The organism is Bradyrhizobium sp. AZCC 1721, from assembly GCF_036924715.1.
GTDB lineage: Bacteria > Pseudomonadota > Alphaproteobacteria > Rhizobiales > Xanthobacteraceae > Bradyrhizobium.
Genome location: NZ_JAZHSB010000001.1, coordinates 439508 through 458808, shown reverse-complemented (window position 1 = coordinate 458808; position 19301 = coordinate 439508). Strand labels below are relative to the sequence as shown.

General features: G+C 62.5%; 15 protein-coding genes and 1 pseudogene. 8 read left to right on the top strand and 8 right to left on the bottom strand.

Translation table 11 applies throughout. The features are described 5' to 3' along the window. Positions 1–16 precede the first annotated feature (16 nt). Positions 17–1120 carry a hypothetical protein gene (locus tag V1273_RS02170; RefSeq protein ID WP_334408570.1) on the top strand — a complete coding sequence of 368 codons (1104 nt, stop codon included), beginning with the start codon at positions 17–19 and terminating at the stop codon, positions 1118–1120. Here V1273_RS02170 and V1273_RS02165 read toward each other — a convergent pair. Beyond that, positions 1117–1914, bottom strand: a complete 798-nt coding sequence (locus V1273_RS02165; RefSeq protein ID WP_334408569.1) for a hypothetical protein — start codon at positions 1912–1914, stop codon at positions 1117–1119. The genes V1273_RS02170 and V1273_RS02165 overlap by 4 nt on opposite strands. A gap of 142 nt (positions 1915–2056) precedes the next feature. Further along, entirely contained in the window at positions 2057–2566 is a 510-nt protein-coding gene (locus V1273_RS02160; protein ID WP_334366038.1) for an OsmC family protein, read from the bottom strand. A gap of 209 nt (positions 2567–2775) precedes the next feature. Here V1273_RS02160 and V1273_RS02155 point away from each other — a divergent pair, with 209 nt between their 5' ends. Next, positions 2776–5571, top strand: coding sequence for a [protein-PII] uridylyltransferase (locus V1273_RS02155; RefSeq protein ID WP_334408568.1), 2796 nt, complete (start codon positions 2776–2778; stop codon positions 5569–5571). Positions 5572–5849: 278 nt separating this feature from the next. Here the strand turns inward: V1273_RS02155 and V1273_RS02150 are convergent, their stop codons facing one another. After that, positions 5850–6371, bottom strand: a complete 522-nt coding sequence (locus V1273_RS02150; RefSeq protein ID WP_334408567.1) for a hypothetical protein — start codon at positions 6369–6371, stop codon at positions 5850–5852. A gap of 161 nt (positions 6372–6532) precedes the next feature. On the opposite strand from V1273_RS02150, the gene V1273_RS02145 reads away from it, so the two are divergent. The 3 genes from V1273_RS02145 to V1273_RS02135 all read left to right on the top strand — a co-directional run bounded on the left by V1273_RS02145 (position 6533) and on the right by V1273_RS02135 (position 9449). Then, on the top strand, positions 6533–8299 hold the full coding sequence (locus tag V1273_RS02145; protein ID WP_442894053.1) for a PAS domain-containing sensor histidine kinase: 1767 nt from the start codon (positions 6533–6535) through the stop codon (positions 8297–8299). Continuing rightward, complete coding sequence (locus tag V1273_RS02140; protein WP_334366033.1) at positions 8296–8967, top strand: response regulator transcription factor; 672 nt, start codon at positions 8296–8298, stop codon at positions 8965–8967. Before V1273_RS02145 ends, V1273_RS02140 begins: the two co-directional genes overlap by 4 nt. Positions 8968–9062: 95 nt before the next feature. After that, a complete protein-coding gene (locus tag V1273_RS02135; RefSeq protein WP_334366032.1) occupies positions 9063–9449 on the top strand; it encodes a response regulator transcription factor in 387 nt (128 codons plus the stop codon). A gap of 833 nt (positions 9450–10282) precedes the next feature. On the opposite strand, the pseudogene V1273_RS02130 reads toward V1273_RS02135, so the two are convergent. After that, positions 10283–10795, bottom strand: a pseudogene (locus tag V1273_RS02130) (methylated-DNA--[protein]-cysteine S-methyltransferase); the annotation flags it as partial. A gap of 274 nt (positions 10796–11069) precedes the next feature. Between V1273_RS02130 and V1273_RS02125 the strand changes: the two are divergent. After that, positions 11070–12293 carry an ABC transporter substrate-binding protein gene (locus V1273_RS02125; protein WP_334408566.1) on the top strand — a complete coding sequence of 408 codons (1224 nt, stop codon included), beginning with the start codon at positions 11070–11072 and terminating at the stop codon, positions 12291–12293. A gap of 34 nt (positions 12294–12327) precedes the next feature. Here the strand turns inward: V1273_RS02125 and V1273_RS02120 are convergent, their stop codons facing one another. Further along, a complete protein-coding gene (locus V1273_RS02120; protein WP_334408565.1) occupies positions 12328–12471 on the bottom strand; it encodes a hypothetical protein in 144 nt (47 codons plus the stop codon). 107 nt (positions 12472–12578) lie between these two features. On the opposite strand from V1273_RS02120, the gene V1273_RS02115 reads away from it, so the two are divergent. Continuing rightward, a complete protein-coding gene (locus V1273_RS02115; RefSeq protein WP_334366030.1) occupies positions 12579–13805 on the top strand; it encodes an ABC transporter substrate-binding protein in 1227 nt (408 codons plus the stop codon). An 81-nt stretch (positions 13806–13886) separates the two neighbouring features. Here the strand turns inward: V1273_RS02115 and V1273_RS02110 are convergent, their stop codons facing one another. Next, entirely contained in the window at positions 13887–14312 is a 426-nt protein-coding gene (locus V1273_RS02110) for a DUF1330 domain-containing protein (RefSeq protein ID WP_334379506.1), read from the bottom strand. Positions 14313–14457: 145 nt separating this feature from the next. Here V1273_RS02110 and V1273_RS02105 point away from each other — a divergent pair, with 145 nt between their 5' ends. After that, positions 14458–16674 carry a transglycosylase domain-containing protein gene (locus tag V1273_RS02105; protein ID WP_334408563.1) on the top strand — a complete coding sequence of 739 codons (2217 nt, stop codon included), beginning with the start codon at positions 14458–14460 and terminating at the stop codon, positions 16672–16674. Between the two features lie 152 nt (positions 16675–16826). Here the strand turns inward: V1273_RS02105 and V1273_RS02100 are convergent, their stop codons facing one another. Continuing rightward, positions 16827–17648: a M48 family metallopeptidase gene (locus tag V1273_RS02100; RefSeq protein WP_334366027.1), complete on the bottom strand. Its 822-nt coding sequence runs from the start codon at positions 17646–17648 to the stop codon at positions 16827–16829. A 226-nt stretch (positions 17649–17874) separates the two neighbouring features. After that, positions 17875–19224 (bottom strand): polyhydroxyalkanoate depolymerase, encoded by a 1350-nt coding sequence (locus V1273_RS02095; protein WP_334379508.1) that lies wholly within the window; start codon positions 19222–19224, stop codon positions 17875–17877. Between the last annotated feature and the right edge of the window lie 77 nt (positions 19225–19301).

Below are 19301 nucleotides of genomic sequence, written 5' to 3'. Positions count from 1 at the left end.
GCTGCCAAGCTGCGGTATGTCATCGCCTGCCCGCCCCATCCTCTCGCCATCGCTTTCGGCCAAGCTTGCCGCTCTTGCCACGCGACCGCCGACCAATCGCGAATTGGACGACATCCTTACCGAACTCGCAGCGCTGCCGGCACATCTTGTCGTACGAGCCAGCCGGGAAATCGCGACCCACGCAGGTCTTGGCTGGTGGCAGCCGGATAAGCGGCCACGGCAAGTCATCCCAACTCACCGAGCAATCCTCTTTTTCCAACAGGTCAGAGACCGGTTTTGGCCGAAATCGTCTCTCCCGTTTCCATCTGACCGAGAATTGCTGGCCGCAAATGCGGATCTTGCGTGGTTATTCCTGTTCCACCCAAGTGGTTACCTCAGGGAGGCGGCGCTCAACCACATAACCACACCACCGACCTCGCCATTCTTCCTTGCGGCTTTGGCGTGGCGACTGAACGACTGGGCTGAACCAGTTCGTCAGGCCGCGAAGCGGTGCGTCAAGCGTATCGCGCTTGATCTCGCAGCAGCCGTTGCGGCGGATGCGGCCGTATACCTGCTCGAGCGGCGCTTTGTCTGGGGCCGGTGGCGTGATGAGGCAAATATCCTCGATCTGGTGCTTACGCGCGATGACGTCCTTGCCGCCTTGGCGACACGCCTGCAGAAGCAGTCAACCGGTCCTCTCGCAGCCTGTCTTCGCCATGCCTTGCGATATCCCGGCATGGATCAGCACCTCCCGCGGCTGGCAAAGGCGGCCGCGCAACCATCCGTCAGAGCGACCGCCTACCGCTGTCTAATTTCCGGTAAGGCTATCTGGCCCGTCGGCTTCGAATGGACCTGGGTCGACAAGGTATACGGCTTGCGACGACGTACGCCGGTGTTGCGCACGCGGACCATTCAGAGAGATCGTCCTCCTGCCGACTTCGTCGAAACAGGCATCCGTGACAAATCACCCTTCGTGAGGAAGGTCGCCGCAGACGCGATGATCGCTGTGCGATCAGAGATACCTGACGAGGGACCGCTCATTGCCCATCTGGTGACAGATCGGAGTTCGCTGGTGCGATCGAGAGCAGACTTCCTGTTGAGACATCCGAGGACATCGAACTCCCAGGCGGAGCACAGTTAAGTTCGCAATGCCTTCCTCCGCCCCAGCCACCACAAACTGAGATTCCACCCCACGCATGTCGCCAGCGCGAGACTCAGCCCAACCGCCGAATCGAACCGCAGTGCCGCGACATGCAGCACCGCAATCGCAATCCCGAGCCCGATCAAGCCCCAGGCGCTGTTGGCGAGTACCGCCGCGGTCGGCGGGCCGCCGATGCGCGGATGCAGGATCAGCATCATCGAGGTGAACACGATCGGGAATAGCGCGATCATGCCGCTGATCTTGGGACCGACCCAGCTAGATGTCGTGACCACCGTCGCCACCAAGGTTGCGACCAGCGAGGCGCGCAGCGGAATGTCGTACCAGCGCCGCCGGATCGGCGGCATTTTGGCGTGGCGGTAGCGGGCAAGCAGCGGGACGCAGATGGCAAACGCAATGGCGTTCACGATCAGACCGCCGGCGAGCGACCATTGCACCGAGCGGATGATCGCGGCGAACGCGAGCCATACGGCGACCGCCGCAAGGCAACTGAGCAGCGCGCCGTGGCGTTGCGCCAGCACGACGTAGGTCAGCCCGAGGAAGATCGTCGCGGCATTGATCGGCAGGCTCGCCAGCGCGCCCTCGGCGATGAAGGCCGCGTCATGATCGAGCGCGAGGAATACGTAGGACGGCCCCGCCGAGATCGGCAGCGTCGCGATCAGCGCGCCGATGACGGGGCCCGAGCGTTCGGTGACGATGGAAGCCGTCACCACGAATGCCGCGGTGATCGCCATGCGCAGGCCGAGCGTCAGGAGGAAGGCGAGTTCGGGGGACATTTACCTGTCGTCCCTGCGAACGCAGGGACCCATACGCCGCGGCGTTTCGATTATGGGCGGTGCGGCTCTTCTACTTCCTCACCAATGGACTTCGGTGGTTATGGGTCCCTGCGTTCGCAGGGACGACGTCGAGCAATGTGCCTCACACCCGCTTCATCGACACCGAGACTTTCGGGCCGTTCTTGATGGTCTGGTAGACCACGCAATAGCGCTCCGTCAGCTTGAGCAGCAGATCGAGCTTGTCCTGCGGTGCGTCGGTTGCGACCTCGAAGCGCAGGCGGATCTCCTCGAAGCCGACCGGGGCCTCCTTGTCGACGCCGAGCGTGCCGCGGAAATCCAGGTCGCCTTCGGCGATGACGTTGCCGGTCTTCAGGGGAATATCGGTGGCGGTGGCAACCGACTTCAGCGTCACGCCGGCACAAGCGACCAGGGCTTCGAGCAGCATGTCGCCGGAGCAGAGTTCCAGGCCGGAGCCGCCGGTGGCGGGGTGCAGCCCCGCAACTGCCAGCGCGCGGCCGGTCTCGACCTTGCAGGCGATGCCTTCTTGGTCGATCGAGCCTTTGGCTTTGAGGGTAATGACCGCGGCCGAGGGATCGGACTTGTAGCGTTCCTTGATCGGGGCCTGCATCGCTCGGAGTTCGGCGGCGTCCATTTTCTACTCCCGGATTTTTTTGTGCATCGGATATACTGGGCTATCGACGCGCTGTCATCACACACCCTCGTGGCTGCCCGCATGCTCCATCGGAAATCCCCACTTTTCCAACGGGTTATGGCTGGCATTCGCCGAGGCGGCGGCATAGCTTTGCGTTGACCGTACAATCGCCCGTGACAGCCCCTGCGCCGTCCGATATCGGGGAGATCATGGACAGCATCGTGACAGAGGACCGCGCCGGGGCGGATGACCGTTTCGATACCGCGCGGATCACCGCAGCGGTCGATGCGCTGGCCGACAAACATGCCGGCCGCGAGGACGTGTTCCGCTCGGCGCTGGCGCAATTGCTCAAGGCCGAGATGATCGCGGCGCGCGCCACCGCGCAGGCCGTCCTCTTGAAGGATCGCCATGGCCGCCGCTGCGCGGAGCGGCTCTGCTTCATGCAGGACGAAATCATCCGCATCCTATATGCGGCCGCGACGCGCCATCTCTATCGCTCGCACGTGCCGTCCGGCGCCGAGCGCATGGCTGTCGTCGCCACCGGCGGCTACGGCCGCGGCCTGATGGCGCCGGAATCCGACATCGATCTGTTGTTCATCCTGCCCTACAAGCAGACCGCCTGGGGCGAGCAGGTCGCCGAAGCCATTCTCTATTGCCTGTGGGACATGGGATTGAAGGTCGGCCACGCCACGCGCTCGGTCGATGAGTGTATCCGCCAGGCGCGCGGCGACATGACGATCCGCACCGCGATCCTGGAGACGCGGTTCTTGACCGGCGACCGGCCGCTCTATGACGAACTCGTCGCCCGGTTCGACAAGGACGTCGTGCAGGGCACGGCTGCCGAATTCGTCACCGCCAAACTCGCCGAGCGCGAGGAGCGACACCGCCGCGCCGGGCAATCGCGCTATCTGGTCGAGCCCAACGTCAAGGACGGCAAGGGCGGCTTGCGCGACCTGCACACGCTGTTCTGGATCGCCAAATACGTCTACCGCGTGCGCGAGACCGGGGAGTTGGTCGAGCGCGGCGTGTTCGACGCGCAGGAATACCGCACCTTCCGCCGCTGCGCCGATTTCCTGTGGTCGGTGCGCTGCAATCTGCATTTCGTCTCGGGGCGCGCCGAGGAGCGGCTGTCGTTCGACATGCAGCGCGAGATCGCAGTCCGCCTCGGTTACACCTCGCACCCCGGCATGCAGGATGTCGAGCGCTTCATGAAGCACTACTTCCTGGTGGCGAAGGACGTCGGCGACCTCACGGCGATCCTGTGCGCCAAGCTGGAAGAGGAGCAGGCCAAGCCCGCGCCGGTCCTGAGCCGGATGGTGGCGCGGCTGCGGCCGGCCCCCAAGCGGCGGCGGGTGCCCGACAGCGACGACTTCATCATCGACAACAACCGCATCAATCTCGCCGCGCCCGACGTCTTCAAGCACGACCCGGTCAACCTGATCCGCATCTTCCATCTGGCGCAGAAGAACAACCTCGCCTTCCATCCCGACGCAATGCGGACGGTGACGCGCTCGCTGAAACTGGTGAACAGCCAGCTCCGCGAAAATCCGGAAGCCAACCGGCTGTTCATGGAGATCCTGACGTCGAACGACGCCGAGACCGTGCTGCGGCGGATGAACGAGACCGGCGTGCTCGGTCACTTCATCCGCGCCTTCGGCAAGATCGTGTCGATGATGCAGTTCAACATGTACCACCATTATACGGTGGACGAGCATCTGATCCGCTGCATCGGCTTCCTGCAGGAGATCGAGCGCGGCGGCAATGACGAGTTCACGGTCGCCAGCGACCTGTTCCGCAAGATCCAGCCCGAGCATCGCGCGGTGATCTATGTCGCGACCCTGCTGCACGACGTCGCCAAGGGCCGCCCGGAGGATCATTCGATCGCGGGCGCCAGGGTGGCGCGGCGACTGTGCCCGCGGCTCGGCTTCAACACCGCCGACACCGAGCTGGTGGCCTGGCTGATCGAAGAGCATCTGACAATGTCGACGGTGGCGCAGTCGCGCGACCTCTCCGACCGCAAGACGATCGAGAATTTTGCCGCCGTCGTGCAATCCGTCGAACAGATGAAGCTTCTGACCATCCTGACCACCGCCGACATCCGGGGCGTCGGCCCCGGGGTGTGGAACGGCTGGAAGGCGCAGTTGCTGCGCACGCTTTATTACGAAACCGAGCCGGTCCTGACCGGCGGCTTCTCGGAAGTGAACCGCGCCCAGCGCATCGCGGTGGCGCAGGCCGAATTCCGCGCCGCCTTCACCGAATGGCCGGAGGAGGAGCTCAATGCCTACATTGCGCGGCATTATCCCGCCTACTGGCTCAAGGTCGATCTGCAGCGAAAAATCCGCCAGGCGCGCTTTATCCGCGCCAGCGAACAGGCCGGGCACCAACTCGCGATCAATGTCGGCTTCGACGAGGCGCGCGGCGTCACCGAATTGACGATACTGGCCACCGACCATCCGTGGCTGCTGTCGATCATTGCGGGTGCCTGCGCGTCTGCCGGCGCCAACATCGTGGACGCGCAGATCTATACGACGACCGACGGCCGCGCGCTCGACACCATCGCGATATCAAGGGAATACGACCGAGACGAGGACGAGGGACGGCGAGCGACCCGGATCGGCGAGATGATCGAGCACGTGCTCGAAGGCAAATTGCGGTTGCCCGAAGTGGTGGCACGCAAGGCCGCCAACCGCGGCAAGGTGCGTGCATTCGCGGTCGAGCCCGAGGTCATCATCAACAACCAGTGGTCGGATCGCTACACCGTGATCGAGGTCTCCGGCCTCGATCGCCCGGGCCTGCTGTATCAGCTCACCACCGCGATCTCGAAGCTCAACCTCAACATCGCCTCCGCCCATGTCGCGACCTTCGGCGAACGCGCCCGCGACGTGTTCTACGTCACCGATTTGCTCGGCGCCCAGATCAACGCGCCGACCCGGCAGGCCGCGATCAAGAGCGCGCTGCTTCATCTGCTCTCTGCCGAAGACAACGTCGCCAAGCCGGCGGCGTGATGTGCCATTGCTCTCGCGGCGGTCCAGCCGTCATTGCGAGCCAACGGGGGTCGCAATGACGGCTAAGTAGCAACGCAATACTCGACTGTCGTCCCTGCGAACGTAGACCCATACGCCGCGGCCCGCGGAAATGGCACACGGCGAGACGGCTTTGCTTCAACAACGAAGTGCGGTGGTTATGGGTCCCTGCGTTCGCAGGGACGACCGCGCATCAGAGAAGTGCGATCGCCGAGAGATGGTGGGCACGGCGCATGCGCGCCTTTGCCCACGCTGCGCTGCTAAGTAGTCCGTTCTGCCGCGGTCCGAGCGTGAGACTCGAGTGCGGCCAAGCTCGCCGCGACGAAGGTAAGATAGCTTGCCTGCGCAATCAGGATGCCCAGATCGAACAGGTCAAATAGGCGTTCCCACGGGTTCTCCACCGGGACGACATTTGCTCGCCTGCCTCCATCGATAACGATAGGCTGAAACCTGCGGTCGCGGCGATTTGTTGCGGGTTCGATGTCGTCAGAGCAACGGATCAAATGCAAATGTGCTTTCGGCATATCAATCCCCTGAGTTCGGTCGGTGATCCCCAACGAAGCGGGTTTGACCACGGCGACAGGCCGGCAAGGGGTCAGGTCGTTGGGCCTTTCCGTAACACTCTTCCCGCATGGCAAAACCTGCGCTCTGCCGCCATCCGGATAGCCAATCAGCGTAACCGTCGAGGGGGAGCGGACCATTGAACGGAGGTTGATCCAAACATTCCATTCGGTTGGGCGGATCATACCGAGGTTTAGGATCGCAATCTGGCCCTCGCCCACGAAAGATCGCCCGCCCGAACGTTAAAGAGCCGCGGATGATCAGCCGATTTTACCCGCCGGAAATCCGAAAAGCTGCTAGTATCCAGCCCGTTAGGAGGGCGACGTTGTCGCCGCTAATGGTCGCGAACACCTGGCGACGCAGCGCCGCTCGGGATGGCCGAGTGTCAGTGCTGATGGTGCGTAAGCCGACGATAAAGTCCGGGAGCTCGGCCGAGCAATGGCTGCTCGGCAGCATGGCGCTGGCGTTGGGAGCGGTGGCCGGAATCTGGCTGCTGCTCGGCCCAGTACCGATGGCCGCGCCTCATTTCATTGCGTTCGTGCTGCTGATTGCTTCGCTTGCCGCCTCATTGGTCATGATGGGCCTGGTGGGGCGTACCCGACGGCAGGTGGAAGCCGTGCTTGAGGGCCGACTGAGCGCCGAAGCGCGCGCGATCGAGGCGCTGCGCCACAGCGAGGCGCAATGGAGGGAGGTGTTCGAGCATAACCCGGTGATGTACTTCATGGTCGATGCGACGGGGACCGTACTGTCCGTCAATACATTCGGCGCCGCACAACTTGGCTACTCCGTCAGCGAATTGCTCGGGAAATCCGTGCTGAAAGTCTTTCCGGCCGAAGAGCAACCCGCCGCCCAGAGCAACGTCGCCATATGCCTGGAGAATATCGGCGAGACCCACAGTTGGGAGATATGCAAGGTTCGCAAGGACGGCTCAACCCTCTGGGTTCGGGAGAACGCCAAGGCCGTGCGGCGGCTGGACGGCCGATTAATCGTCCTGATCGCGTGCGAGGACATCACGGAGCGCAAGCAGGCTGAAAATGCGCTGCGGCAGAGCGAAATGTATTTGGCCGAAGCCCAGCGATTGAGCCACACCGGCAGCTTCGGCTTGCGCGTCGCCAGCGGCGAAATCATCTGGTCGGAAGAGACGTTCAGAATATTTGGCTTCAGAAAGGCCCCCTCCGTCAAGCTCGCCACCGTCATTCAACGCATTCATCCGGACGATCGCGGACGCGTGCAACGGACCATCGACCGCGCGTCCAGCGAGGGCAAAGGCTTCGCGCATAGCTATCGATTGCTGATGCCCGATGGATCGATCAAGCATGTCCACGCCACCGCGCATGTGGTGAAGGATGCATCTGGCAGCATCGAATTCGTTGGGGCGGTAACCGATATCACGGCGCGCAAGCGAGCCGAGATGGAATTGCATGAAGCGCAGGCGACGCTTGCGCATGTCACGCGCGTGACTGCGCTTGGCGAACTTGCCGCCTCGATCGCCCACGAGGTGAACCAGCCGCTCGCTGCCGTGGTCACCAATGCCGCCGCATGCCGGCGCTGGCTCGACCGCGAGCCTCCCGACCTGAAGGAAGCGCGCGGGACCGTGGAGGCGATCATCAAGGACGGCAATCGTGCCGGCGAAGTGATCCAGCGCGTCCGCGCGCTCGTGAGCAAGGCGACCGATCAGAAGGCAGCGCTTCACATTAACGATGTCATCAACGAGGTCACCAGCCTGGTGCAGCATGAACTGCTCATCCACCAGGTATCGCTGCGGCTGGAGCTCTCCCCCGACCTGCCGCTGGTCATCGCCGATCGGGTCCAGTTGCAGCAGGTCATTCTCAACCTGGTCATCAACGGCATCGAGGCGATGCAGCCGGTCACGGACCGGCCGCGGGAACTGGTGATCCGGACAGGCCAGGACGAAGACGGGCAGATCGTGGTGACGGTGAAGGATTGCGGCGTTGGCCTCGCAGCCGAGAACGCTGGCCGGCTGTTCGACGCCTTCTTCACCACCAAATCCAGCGGCATGGGAATGGGCCTGTCGATCTGCCGCTCCATCATCGGCGCTCATGGTGGGCGGCTGTCCGCGTCCGGAAATGCCGGCCCTGGCGCGACATTCCAGTTCACCTTGCCGTTAACTCAGGAGGATGCAGCGTGAACGCGCGGCCGGCATCGCCTTCCAGCCTCGCAAGCGTCGAGGAACCGGTCGTGTTCGTCATCGACGACGACGCATCGGTACGTGAGTCACTGAGCAATCTCTTTCGCTCCGTGGGATTGCGCGTCGAGGTGTTCGGTTCGGCTCACGAGTTTCTGCAGTACAAGCTTCCGAATGCCCCCAGTTGCCTGATTCTTGACATCAGGCTGCCCCGGCTGAGCGGCCTCGACTTTCAGGCCGAACTGGCCAAGGCCGACATTCACATTCCGATCATCTTCATGACCGGTCATGGCGATATTCCGATGACGGTTCGCGCAATGAAGGCCGGCGCCGTCGATTTTCTGACCAAGCCATTCCGCGATCAGGACATGCTGGATGCCGTAACCGCGGCAATCGAGCGCGACCGCAACAGCCGCGGCGAAGCGATGGTTCTCTCGGAGCTGCAAGCGCTTTTCGCGACACTAACTCCCCGCGAGCGGCAGGTGATGGCGCTGGTGACGTCGGGGCTCATGAACAAGCAGATCGCAGCCGAAATCGGCCTGGCGGAGATCACCGTGAAGATACATCGCGGGCATATCATGCGGAAAATGGGAGCGAAGTCGCTGCCCGATCTGGTACGGATGGCCGAGCTACTCGGGACCGGGCCTGCATCCGGCCGGTCGCAAACCTAAGTATGATTTTCCCTCGCTGATTTGCAGCGCACTCTCCCAAGACGCGGCGGCACAGCAAAAGACATCCTCTGGTCGTCTCCAGATAAAGGATCGCCTTGTCCAATCGGGCCATATCAATCATCGACGACGACGGGTCGGTTCGCGCCGCGACCCATAATCTCGTCAGGTCGCTTGGTTACGTCGTCCATTCATTTGCATCGGCCGAGGAGTTCCTGCAATCGCCGCATCTGAATGACACTTCGTGCGTGATAACGGATGTCAGAATGCCCGCCATGAGCGGGCTGGAGCTGCAAGCTCATCTACTCGCCACCGGCCATCGCTTTCCCTTCATATTCGTCACGGCCTTTTCGGTCGAAAGCGACCGCGCCCGGGCCATGAAGGCGGGAGCGACCTGCTTCTTGAGCAAGCCGTGCGATGGGGAAGCGCTGATCAAGTGCCTCGAAGCCGCGCTGGCGCCAAATGGCGCGGCGGCAACCAAATGAACCGATCCGTCCCTAGAGCCTCTCGGTTCTGATTGAATCAGAACCGGGCTCTAGATTCTTGTCTTGACGCGTTTTCTTGACGCGAACCGGTGTCCACTTCGCTGGAAAACGCTCCAGGGCGAGCCAGCATACGTAAGGATGATCTCGCCAAACATCTGGACGAATTGCAGACAAGCCCCGACCACGCCAGACTTCGCATCACCCTTCGAGAAACGAAGGGCGCAAAGCATCACACATTTTGATCGGAAAATGGCAATTCCCCGGAAGGAGGTCGCCATGCGTACAGAACCGCGTTGCTCCGAGTGTGACAGCGAAGGCCCCAAAATCATCTCTCTGCGAAATCCAGCGCGCGAGCGCTACTGCGGGCGCTTCTGTCTCGACAAGGGCCACGAGAGTTTCATTCGCTGGTTACGGCGTGCCGATGCGGAGATTGCGTCATGAAAAATTGTTGCGGAAATCCGGAATGCAAGCGCCCCTTCGGGCTGGTCCGGCGTAGCTGGTACTTCCAGCAGTTTTGTTCGTCGAAGTGCCGCGAGATCTACAAGCGTCAACTGGAGCGCAACCGGACCTATTGGAAGTGGCTCTACCAGGTGCCGGAATCTGCGGCGCACAGAGACCATCTATCGTGCCGGTGATCGCGGAGGAGCCAGCATGGCAACAGTAAATGCGATGCTGGTGGGCGCGTTACTGGCGTGGGGGCCTCTGCTGATTGTATTCATCTATATCCTTCGCGACATGCGAAACGCGCCCCGTGACCCCGATTGACTTGAAACGGGTGACGACGCCGAGCGCAACGCGCCCAGCCGATCCGCCTCTCCTGTTCCCGAGCGCGCAATCTCCACGCCCTCGTGCTTGAGCAGCCAGCGCTTACGCTCCAGCCCGCCGCCGTACTTCACCAGCGAACCATTGGCGCCGATCAGGCGGTGGCAGGGCAGGACCACGCTGATCGGATTCGATCCGTTGGCATGGCCGACGGCGCGCACGGCGCGCGGCATCCGAAGTTTTGCGGCGAGCGCGCCATAGCTCATCGTCGTCCCGGCCGCGATCTTCGGCAGCGCGTTCCAGACCTTCTGCTGGAACGGCGTGCCGGCGACGCACCATTCGATTGCCGCGAGGCGGTCGAGGTCGCCCTTGAAATAGCCGGTCAAGGCGGCGCGCAAACCGCGCGGCGCCCGCCCGTTGTTCAAATTCACCGCGCCATAGTGCAGACGCAGCAACTGCTTCATGCGCGGCTCATAGTCTTCCCAGTCCAGCGCGCGGAGCAGGCCGTCCGCATCGGTGACCAATAGCGCCGTGCCGATCGGCGTTGGCAGGCGGTCGAGGTTGAAATTCTCCAGCATCGTCATCCCTGCAAAATATCGGCAAGCGACCCGCACTTTTCACCAGCAGCGTGCTAGCGTCCACCCGAATTCCGCTGCCGGCTGGCCGAATCCTCTGCGTGCAGGCGGCGCCCGTGGCGCTCGCCTTGGTGCTGCTCTGGCTGGCATAGCGGCCTCCCCGTACTGCCTTGCATTGGCAAAACCGTTCCGCCACACTTGCTCCCAACGATGACGTCCGGCCTTCCGAACGGATGACCGGAACAGGATCATCGGTCGCAGATCAAGGGAAGGGAGCAGCTATATGAGAAGTGGCGTTCTTCGTCTGATCGCAGGCACGGCGGTTGCGATCGCGCTGGCCTCACCTGCCAACGCGCAGAAGAAATACGATACCGGCGCGAGCGATACCGAGATCAAGATCGGCCAGACCGTTCCGTTCTCGGGCCCGGCCTCGGCCTATGCCGGCATCGGCAAGACGCAGGCCGCCTATTTCAGGATGATCAACGAAAAAGGCGGCATCAACGGCCGCAAGATCAACCTGATCCAGTATGACGACGCCTACTCGCCGCCGAAAGCCGTCGAGCAGGTGCGCAAGCTGGTCGAGAGCGACGAGGTGCTGTTCACCTTCCAGATCATCGGCACGCCCTCGAACGCCGCCGTGCAGAAATATCTCAACGCCAAAAAAGTGCCGCAGCTCCTCGCCGCGACCGGCGCCTCGAAATTCACCGACCCCAAGAACTTTCCCTGGACGATGGGATACAATCCCAATTACCAGTCGGAAGGGCGCATCTACGCCAAATACATTCTACAAAATCATCCCAACGCCAAGATCGGCATTCTGTATCAGAACGACGATCTCGGCCGCGACTACGTCACGGGCCTGAAAGAAGGGCTCGGCTCCAAGGCCGCGTCGATGATCGTCGCCGAAGTCTCCTACGAGCTGACCGATCCGACCATCGACTCGCAGATCGTCAAGCTGAAGGCCGCCGGCGCCGACCTGCTCTACGACGCCTCGACGCCGAAATTTGCGGCGCAAGCGATCAAGAAGGTCGCCGACCTCGGCTGGAAGCCGGTCCATATCCTCGACATCAATGCGAGCCCGGTTTCGGCGACGCTGAAGCCGGCGGGTCTCGACATCTCCAAGGACATCATCTCGACCAACTACGGCAAGGATCCGGGCGATCCGCAGTGGAAAGACGATCCCGGCATCCAGGCCTATTTCGCCTTCATGGACAAATATTACCCGGAGGGCGACAAGCTCAATACCGTCAACGTCTACGGTTATGGGACCGCGGAATTGCTGGTGAAGATCCTGCAGCAATGCGGCGACAACCTCACGCGCGAAAACATCATGAAGCAGGCCGCCAATCTGAAGAACGTCACCGGCAGCCTGTCGCTACCCGGCATGGTCACCAACACCTCGCCGACCGACTACCGCATCAATAAGCAGATGCAGATGATGAAGTTCAACGGCGAGCGCTGGGAACTGTTCGGCCCGATCATCGAGGATACCGGACCGAGCGGTTAGCGCCTGCCCCGATTCAAGACAGCAGCCGTCGGCATCACACGATGCCGGCGGCCTTTGCTTGTTTGGGCCACGCAATGGCCGCGTGGCCGTGCATCATTTTGCGGCTGACACAAGCAATGGATTCTTTTTGAGCAGACGGAACCTGACGCTCGAAACCCGGCTTTTGGATGCCTTGCATTGCAACATGGCTTCCGCCACTATTGTGGCAGCGACGACATCCGTGCGGCCGGACCGGCCGGCGGACAGATCAGCGCCAATCATAAAACACACGAGGAATGCAGCATTATGAGGAAGGGTATTTTCCATCTGGCCACCGGCACGGCGCTCGCACTTGCGCTGTCGGTCTCGACGGCGTCGGCGCAGAAAAAATACGACACCGGCGCAAGCGACACCGAGATCAAGATCGGCCAGACCAATCCATTCAGCGGACCGGCCTCCTCCTATGCCACGATCGGCAAGACCCAGGCGGCCTACATCAAGATGATCAACGATCAGGGCGGCGTGAACGGCCGCAAGATCAATCTGATTCAGTATGACGACGCCTATTCGCCGCCGAAAGCGGTCGAGCAGGTACGCAAGCTGGTCGAGAGCGACGAGGTGCTGCTCACCTTCCAGGTTCTCGGTACGCCCTCGAACGCAGCGGTTCAAAAGTATCTGAACGCGAAGAAGGTGCCGCAGCTATTCGCGGCCACCGGCGCGTCGAAGTTCACCGATCCGAAGAATTTTCCGTGGACGATGGGCTTCAACCCCAACTACTTCGTCGAGGGGCGCATCTATGGCCAGTACATCCTGAAAGAACATCCGAACGCCAAGATCGGCGTGCTCTACCAGAACGACGACCTCGGCAAGGACTATCTGAACGGCATCAAGGCCGGCCTCGGCGACAAGGCGGCGAAGATGATCGTGGCGGAAGCTTCCTACGAAGTCTCCGATCCGACCATCGATTCGCAGATCCTCAAGATCAAGGACGCCGGCGCGGACTTGTTCTTCTCGGCGTCGACACCGAAGCAGGCGGCGCAGGCGATCAAGAAGATCGCCGAGCTCAACTGGAAGCCGGTGCACATCCTCGACATCAACGCCACCTCGGTCGGCGCGGTGATGAAGCCGGCAGGCCTCGAGGCTTCCAAGGGCGTGATCAGTGTCAACTACGGTAAGGATCCGCTCGATCCGACCTGGAAGGACGACGCCGGCATGAAGAAGTATTTCGAGTTCATGGCGAAGTACTATCCTGAAGGCGACAAGGATTCGAGCTTCAACTCCTATGGCTACATGACCACGCAATTGCTGATCCATGTGCTCAAGGCATGCGGCGACAATCTGACCCGCGAGAACGTGTTGAAACAGGCCACCAACCTGAAGAACGTTCAGCTCGACCTGCTGCTGCCGGGCATCTCGGTCAGCACCACGCCGACCGACTACCGCGTCAACAAGCAGTTGCAGATGATGAAGTTCAACGGCGAGCGTTGGGAAATGTTCGGCCCGATCCTCGAGGACAAGGGCGCGGCGGGTTAGGCCCGTTGAGCGAAGAGAACGATCGGCGGAAGAGCGATCGGCGGTCCTTCGGGGACCGCCGATTTTTTGTAGGACGGGCACTCATTTCGGAATCTCCCCGAACGTCTTGCCGGCCGGCAGCACAGCGTGGCGGATCAGGCGGGAATCCTCGACTGCGGCCTGGCGGTGCTTCACCGCCTCGCGGTAGACGGGATCGCGGATCATTTCCGCGAACGCTGCGACATCAGGGTATTCGGCGATGAAGCAATGGTCCCAGCGCTCGTCTTGCGGCCCGATCAGCATCAGTTCGAACCTGCCCTGCCATACGATCCGTCCGCCGACCCGTTCGAACACCGGGCCGCTTTCGCGCCCATAGGCAGCATAGGCTTCCGCGCCGGTCGCCTTGCGGCCGTCGGGATAGGCCGCCTCGACGCGCAGCCGGACGAGGTTGAGCATGTGGATCGGACCCGGCCGGTCATTGGCTTTGAATTGCGCGAACACTTCCTTGGTGGGATCGATGTGGCCCATGCCGCTTTCTCCTTAGAACGCTGCCGTTTGCGTCAATCCTAATACGGCCCCGCCGCACCTCCTAATCCCGCATTAACCTTTCCGTAACCGACCCTTAAACAGCGACCGCTAGCGTGCGGCGAGACGGGTGTGAACGGCGTTTGGCATGGCGTGGGGACGGAAAAGGAGCGGCGGACGCAAGGAGCCGCTGTTCGGGCTTCCGGCAGCGCTCGCGGAGCTGCGTCTCTCGCCCGAGGATCGCATTCCGGCTGCCACCGACGACGACGAACCGAAAAAGCCAGTGCCGAAGCGCAAGCACGAAGACGACGAGGACGAGCCGCCGCGCGAGCGCAAGCCGCGTGGCGCCAAAAGCGGCGCGAAGCGGCGCTCGAAACGCCGCTTCAGGTTCGGCCGTCTCGTTTATTGGGGCGCGGTGCTCGGCCTGTGGGCGGCGATCGCGATCATCGGCGTCGTGGTCTGGGTCGGCGCGCATCTGCCGGCAATCCAGTCGCTGGAAATTCCAAAGCGCCCGCCGACCATCCAGATTGTCGGCATCGACGGCAGCGTGCTGGCCTCGCGCGGCGAAGCGCCGGGCGCCAATGTCGCGCTGAAGGATCTGCCGCCCTACCTGCCGAAGGCGTTCATCGCCATCGAGGACCGCCGCTTCTATTCGCATTACGGCATCGATCCCGTGGGCATTGCACGCGCCGCGGTCGCCAACATCCTGCATCGCGGCGTTTCGCAAGGCGGCTCGACGCTGACGCAGCAGCTCGCGAAAAACCTGTTCCTGACCCAGGAACGGACGATTGCGCGCAAGCTGCAGGAAGTGGAGCTCGCGCTATGGCTGGAGCGCAAGCATTCCAAGAACCAAATTCTCGAGCTTTACCTGAACCGCGTCTATTTCGGCTCCGGCGCCTATGGCGTCGAGGCCGCGGCGCAGCGCTATTTCGGCAAGTCGGCGAAGAACGTCACCGTCGCGGAAGCCGCGATGCTGGCCGGCCTCGTCAAGTCGCCGTCGCGGCTGGCGCCGAACCGCAACCCCGAAGGCGCGGAAGCGCGCGCCGGAATCGTGCTCGCGGCGATGGCGGAAGCCAAGTTCATCAGCGACGCCCAGGCCAAGGCCTCGATCGGACATCCCTCCTACAACGTGAAGCCGGCCGGCGCCGGCACCATCAACTACGTCGCCGACTGGATCGGCGAAGTGCTCGACGATCTCGTCGGCCAGATCGACCAGAGCATCGTGGTCGAGACCACGATCGATCCGAAGCTGCAGAGCGTGGCGGAAGCCGCGATCATCGACGAGCTGGCGGCCAAGAGCGTGAAGTTCCATGTCACGCAAGGCGCGCTGGTGGCGATGACGCCCGACGGCGCGGTGCGCGCCATGGTCGGCGGGCGGAACTACGCCGAGAGCCAGTATAACCGCGCAGTCACCGCCAAACGCCAGCCCGGCTCGGCGTTCAAGCTGTTCATCTACCTGACCGCGATCGAGGGCGGGCTTTCGCCGGAAACGATCCGACAGGACGCGCCGCTCGACCTGAAAGGTTGGCGGCCGGAGAACTATACGCATGAATATTTCGGCTCGGTGACGCTGACGCAGGCGCTGGCAATGTCGCTCAACACGGTCGCGGTGCGGCTCGGCCTGGAAGTGGGGCCGAAGAACGTGGTGCGGACCGCACACCGGCTCGGGATTTCATCAAAACTCGAGGCCAATCCCTCGATTGCGCTCGGCACCTCTGAAGTCTCGGTCGTTGAGCTGGTCGGCGCCTACGCGCCGTTTGCCAATGGCGGGCTCGGCGTGTCCCCGTATGTGGTGACGAAGATTCGCACCAACGAAGGCAAAGTGCTGTACAGGCGCACGGCCGACCCGCTCGGGCAGGTGATCGAGCCGCGCCATGTCGCGATGATGAACGCGATGATGCAGGAGACGTTGCTCTCGGGCACCGCGCGGAAAGCGGAGATTCCGGGCTGGATGGCCGCCGGCAAAACCGGCACCAGCCAGGATTTCCGCGACGCCTGGTTCATCGGCTACACGGCCAATCTCGTCACCGGCGTCTGGCTCGGCAATGACGACAACTCGCCGACCAAGAAGGCGACCGGCGGCGGCCTGCCGGTGGAAGTGTGGACCCGCTTCATGCGCTCCGCGCATCAGGGCGTGCCGGTGGCAGGCCTGCCGAACGCGCAGCGGGGCGGATTTTTGTCGAACATGTTCCAGACCGCGTCGCAGGTCAGTGCACAGCCGCCGCAGTCCGCGCCGGTCCCATCAGGCGGCGGATATCGGCCTGCGCCGGCACGAACCTCCGCGCCGCCCCCCAATCCAAATGCGCGCCCCGAGGCGGCTGCAGGACTCGATGGCTGGCTGGTGGACCGGCTGTTTGGAAGGTAGCGAGCCGCAAACCAATCCGTCGTCCCTGCGAACGCAGGGATCCAGCAGGGATCCATACGCCGCGGCCTGTCGGGTAGGCGATGGGGTAGACGCCTTTACGCGCAACGAACTGCTGTGGTTATGGGCCCCTGCGTTCGCAGGGGCGACGGGACCTAATCCTCTACCCCATAGCGATGCAAATCGTTGCCGTGGGTGTCGAGCCAGCGCTTGGCGCGTTCGACATGAATGCAGATGCGGTCGACGACCCTCCAGAACCTGGCTGAATGGTTCATCTCGACGAGATGCGCGACCTCATGGGCGGCGAGATAGTCCAGCACATAGGGCGGCGCGAGGATCAATCGCCAGGAATACGACAACGACCCGGCCGAGGTGCACGAACCCCAGCGGCTCGACTGGTCGCGGATCGACACGCGCCTGACCCTCACGCCAAGTTCCGCGGCATAGGCGAGCGATGCCTTGTGCAGATCCTTGCGCGCTTCGCGCTTGAGGAAGTCGTGGACGCGCCGGTCCATGTGATCGTAGCCGCCGGCCACGCACAGAATCCTCTCGCCGCTGTCGCGGGTTTCAGTCCACACCGTGCCGCGTTCGCCGGCGCGATGCACCAGGCGATGCGGCACGCCGCGCAACGGTACGATCGTGCCGGGTTGAAAGGGCGCAGCCTTCGGCAAACGGCCGAGACGGGCGGCGATCCAGCCGCCGTGAAGCTGCGCAAAGTCCTTGGCTTCCGCGAGCGTGCCGCGCGGCGGCATCGTCAGGATGGCTTCGCGATCGGTTGGGTGAATGCGTAAGGTGTAACGCCGCGCCCGCCGATGTCGGCGCAGCCTGATCGCAAAGACTTGCGAGCAGTGTTTGACCAAAAGAGTCGCGGGTTCGGCGGGCCGCCGATAAAGGAGGGCGCGAGTAGCCATTTCTTGGAGTCCGGGGAGCAGGAGTTCGCCCGGATTCTGCCATATCCGCCGCCAGGGAAATCGCATCTAAATTGCTCGGCACAAAAAACAAATCATTTGCCCAATATACAGGGGCTTGGCGACGAATCGCCCCTAGGGGATGGGCCTGGAACTCAAAATTTCGGTTGGAACCGGACGTCAAAAGCGGTCTCAAGGAGTGAGTCTGAACTCACCCCTTGATTCGGCCGAAATCCGGATTGTTTGAATCTTCCCAGCAACTTATGGGCGACACGGAATCGGTGCCGCCGGCGCACTATTCGGCCGCACGGACCAATGTTGGCTTGATCTTAGCCGCTGACTCATTGGTATTCGTCGCCGACATCATGAAATCGGAGATGCGCGGCACGATTTCGGAACGGAATCGCGATCCGTTGAACACGCCGTAATGTCCGACGCCCTTTTGCACGTAATGGACGCGGCGATGATCGGGAATATGGGGGCATAAAGCGTGCGTCGCTTCGGTCTGGCCGAGCCCGGAGATGTCGTCGTTTTCGCCTTCCACCGTCATCAGCGCCACGCGCCGGATCTTTGATGGATCGACCGGCGTGCCACGATGAGTCATCTCGCCCTTGGGCAGCGCGTGCTTGACGAACACGAGATCGACGGTCTGCAGGTAATACTCCGCCGTCAGATCCATGACCGCGAGGTACTCGTCATAGAACTCGCGGTGCTTGTCGACCATGTCGCCGTCGCCCTTCACCAGATTGTTGAACAGCGCCTTGTGCGCGTCGGTGTGGCGGTCGAGGTTCATACTGATGAAGCCCGAGAGCTGCAAAAAGCCCGGATAGACGTCGCGCATCACGCCGGGATGCGGGAACGGCACTTTGGTGATGACATGGTTGCGGAACCAGTCGATGCCGCGTTCGGCCGCAAGGTTGTTCACCGAGGTCGGGTTGCGGCGGGTATCGATTGGGCCGCCCATCAAGGTCATCGACAGCGGCACGAAGGGATCGCGCACGGCTTCCATCACGGAGACCGCCGCCACCACGGGCACCGAAGGCTGACACACCGCGATCACATGCATGTTGCCACCGAGCACATGCAGCATCTCGATGACGTAATCGACGTAGTCATCGAGATCGAAGCGGCCCTCGGTGAGGGGAACCATGCGCGCGTCGGACCAGTCGGTGATGTAGACTTCATGCGTCGGCAGGAACGCCTCGACCGTGCCGCGCAGCAGCGTCGCGTAATGGCCGGACATCGGCGCCACGATCAAAACGCGCGGATGGGGCGCGCGCAGCGGCCGGGTCAGCTTGCGATCGAAGTGCAGCAAACGGCAGAACGGCTTTTCCCAGATCGTGCGGACCTCGACGGGCGTATGGATGCCGTTAACCTCGGTGAAGTCGAGCCCCCATTCGGGCTTGCCGTAGCGGCGCGTGGTGCGCTCGAACAATTCGCAGGCCGCCGCGATCGATTTGCCGAATTGCGTGTGCGACCACGGATTGAGCGGGTTTTGAAACAGGATCTTGGTGGCGTCGGTCACGGCCCGTGCCGGATTGAGCGACGCGTGGCCCATTTCGTACATCCAGTACATCGGCGTCGTGAGCGCCGGACTGCCTTCGGCCACCAGCGGCGGTGCGCCGCCAAACTCACCAATCGGCATTTTATTTCTGACCTTCTGTTTGCGCCGCAGCATAGTGCAGAATGCAAAATAATGCGTCAATGCGCCGAAGGGGCCTG

What these genes read in the sequence shown, in the direction of transcription:
- V1273_RS02170 (WP_334408570.1), top strand. Translation starts at nt 17, where the DNA reads ATGTCATCGCCTGCCCGCCCCATCCTCTCGCCATCGCTTTCGGCCAAG.
- V1273_RS02165 (WP_334408569.1), bottom strand. Translation starts at nt 1,914, where the DNA reads ATGTCCCCCGAACTCGCCTTCCTCCTGACGCTCGGCCTGCGCATGGCG.
- V1273_RS02160 (WP_334366038.1), bottom strand. Translation starts at nt 2,566, where the DNA reads ATGGACGCCGCCGAACTCCGAGCGATGCAGGCCCCGATCAAGGAACGC.
- V1273_RS02155 (WP_334408568.1), top strand. Translation starts at nt 2,776, where the DNA reads ATGGACAGCATCGTGACAGAGGACCGCGCCGGGGCGGATGACCGTTTC.
- V1273_RS02125 (WP_334408566.1), top strand. Translation starts at nt 11,070, where the DNA reads ATGAGAAGTGGCGTTCTTCGTCTGATCGCAGGCACGGCGGTTGCGATC.
- V1273_RS02120 (WP_334408565.1), bottom strand. Translation starts at nt 12,471, where the DNA reads ATGCAAGGCATCCAAAAGCCGGGTTTCGAGCGTCAGGTTCCGTCTGCT.
- V1273_RS02115 (WP_334366030.1), top strand. Translation starts at nt 12,579, where the DNA reads ATGAGGAAGGGTATTTTCCATCTGGCCACCGGCACGGCGCTCGCACTT.
- V1273_RS02110 (WP_334379506.1), bottom strand. Translation starts at nt 14,312, where the DNA reads ATGGGCCACATCGATCCCACCAAGGAAGTGTTCGCGCAATTCAAAGCC.
- V1273_RS02105 (WP_334408563.1), top strand. Translation starts at nt 14,458, where the DNA reads ATGGCGTGGGGACGGAAAAGGAGCGGCGGACGCAAGGAGCCGCTGTTC.
- V1273_RS02100 (WP_334366027.1), bottom strand. Translation starts at nt 17,648, where the DNA reads ATGCGATTTCCCTGGCGGCGGATATGGCAGAATCCGGGCGAACTCCTG.
- V1273_RS02095 (WP_334379508.1), bottom strand. Translation starts at nt 19,224, where the DNA reads ATGCCGATTGGTGAGTTTGGCGGCGCACCGCCGCTGGTGGCCGAAGGC.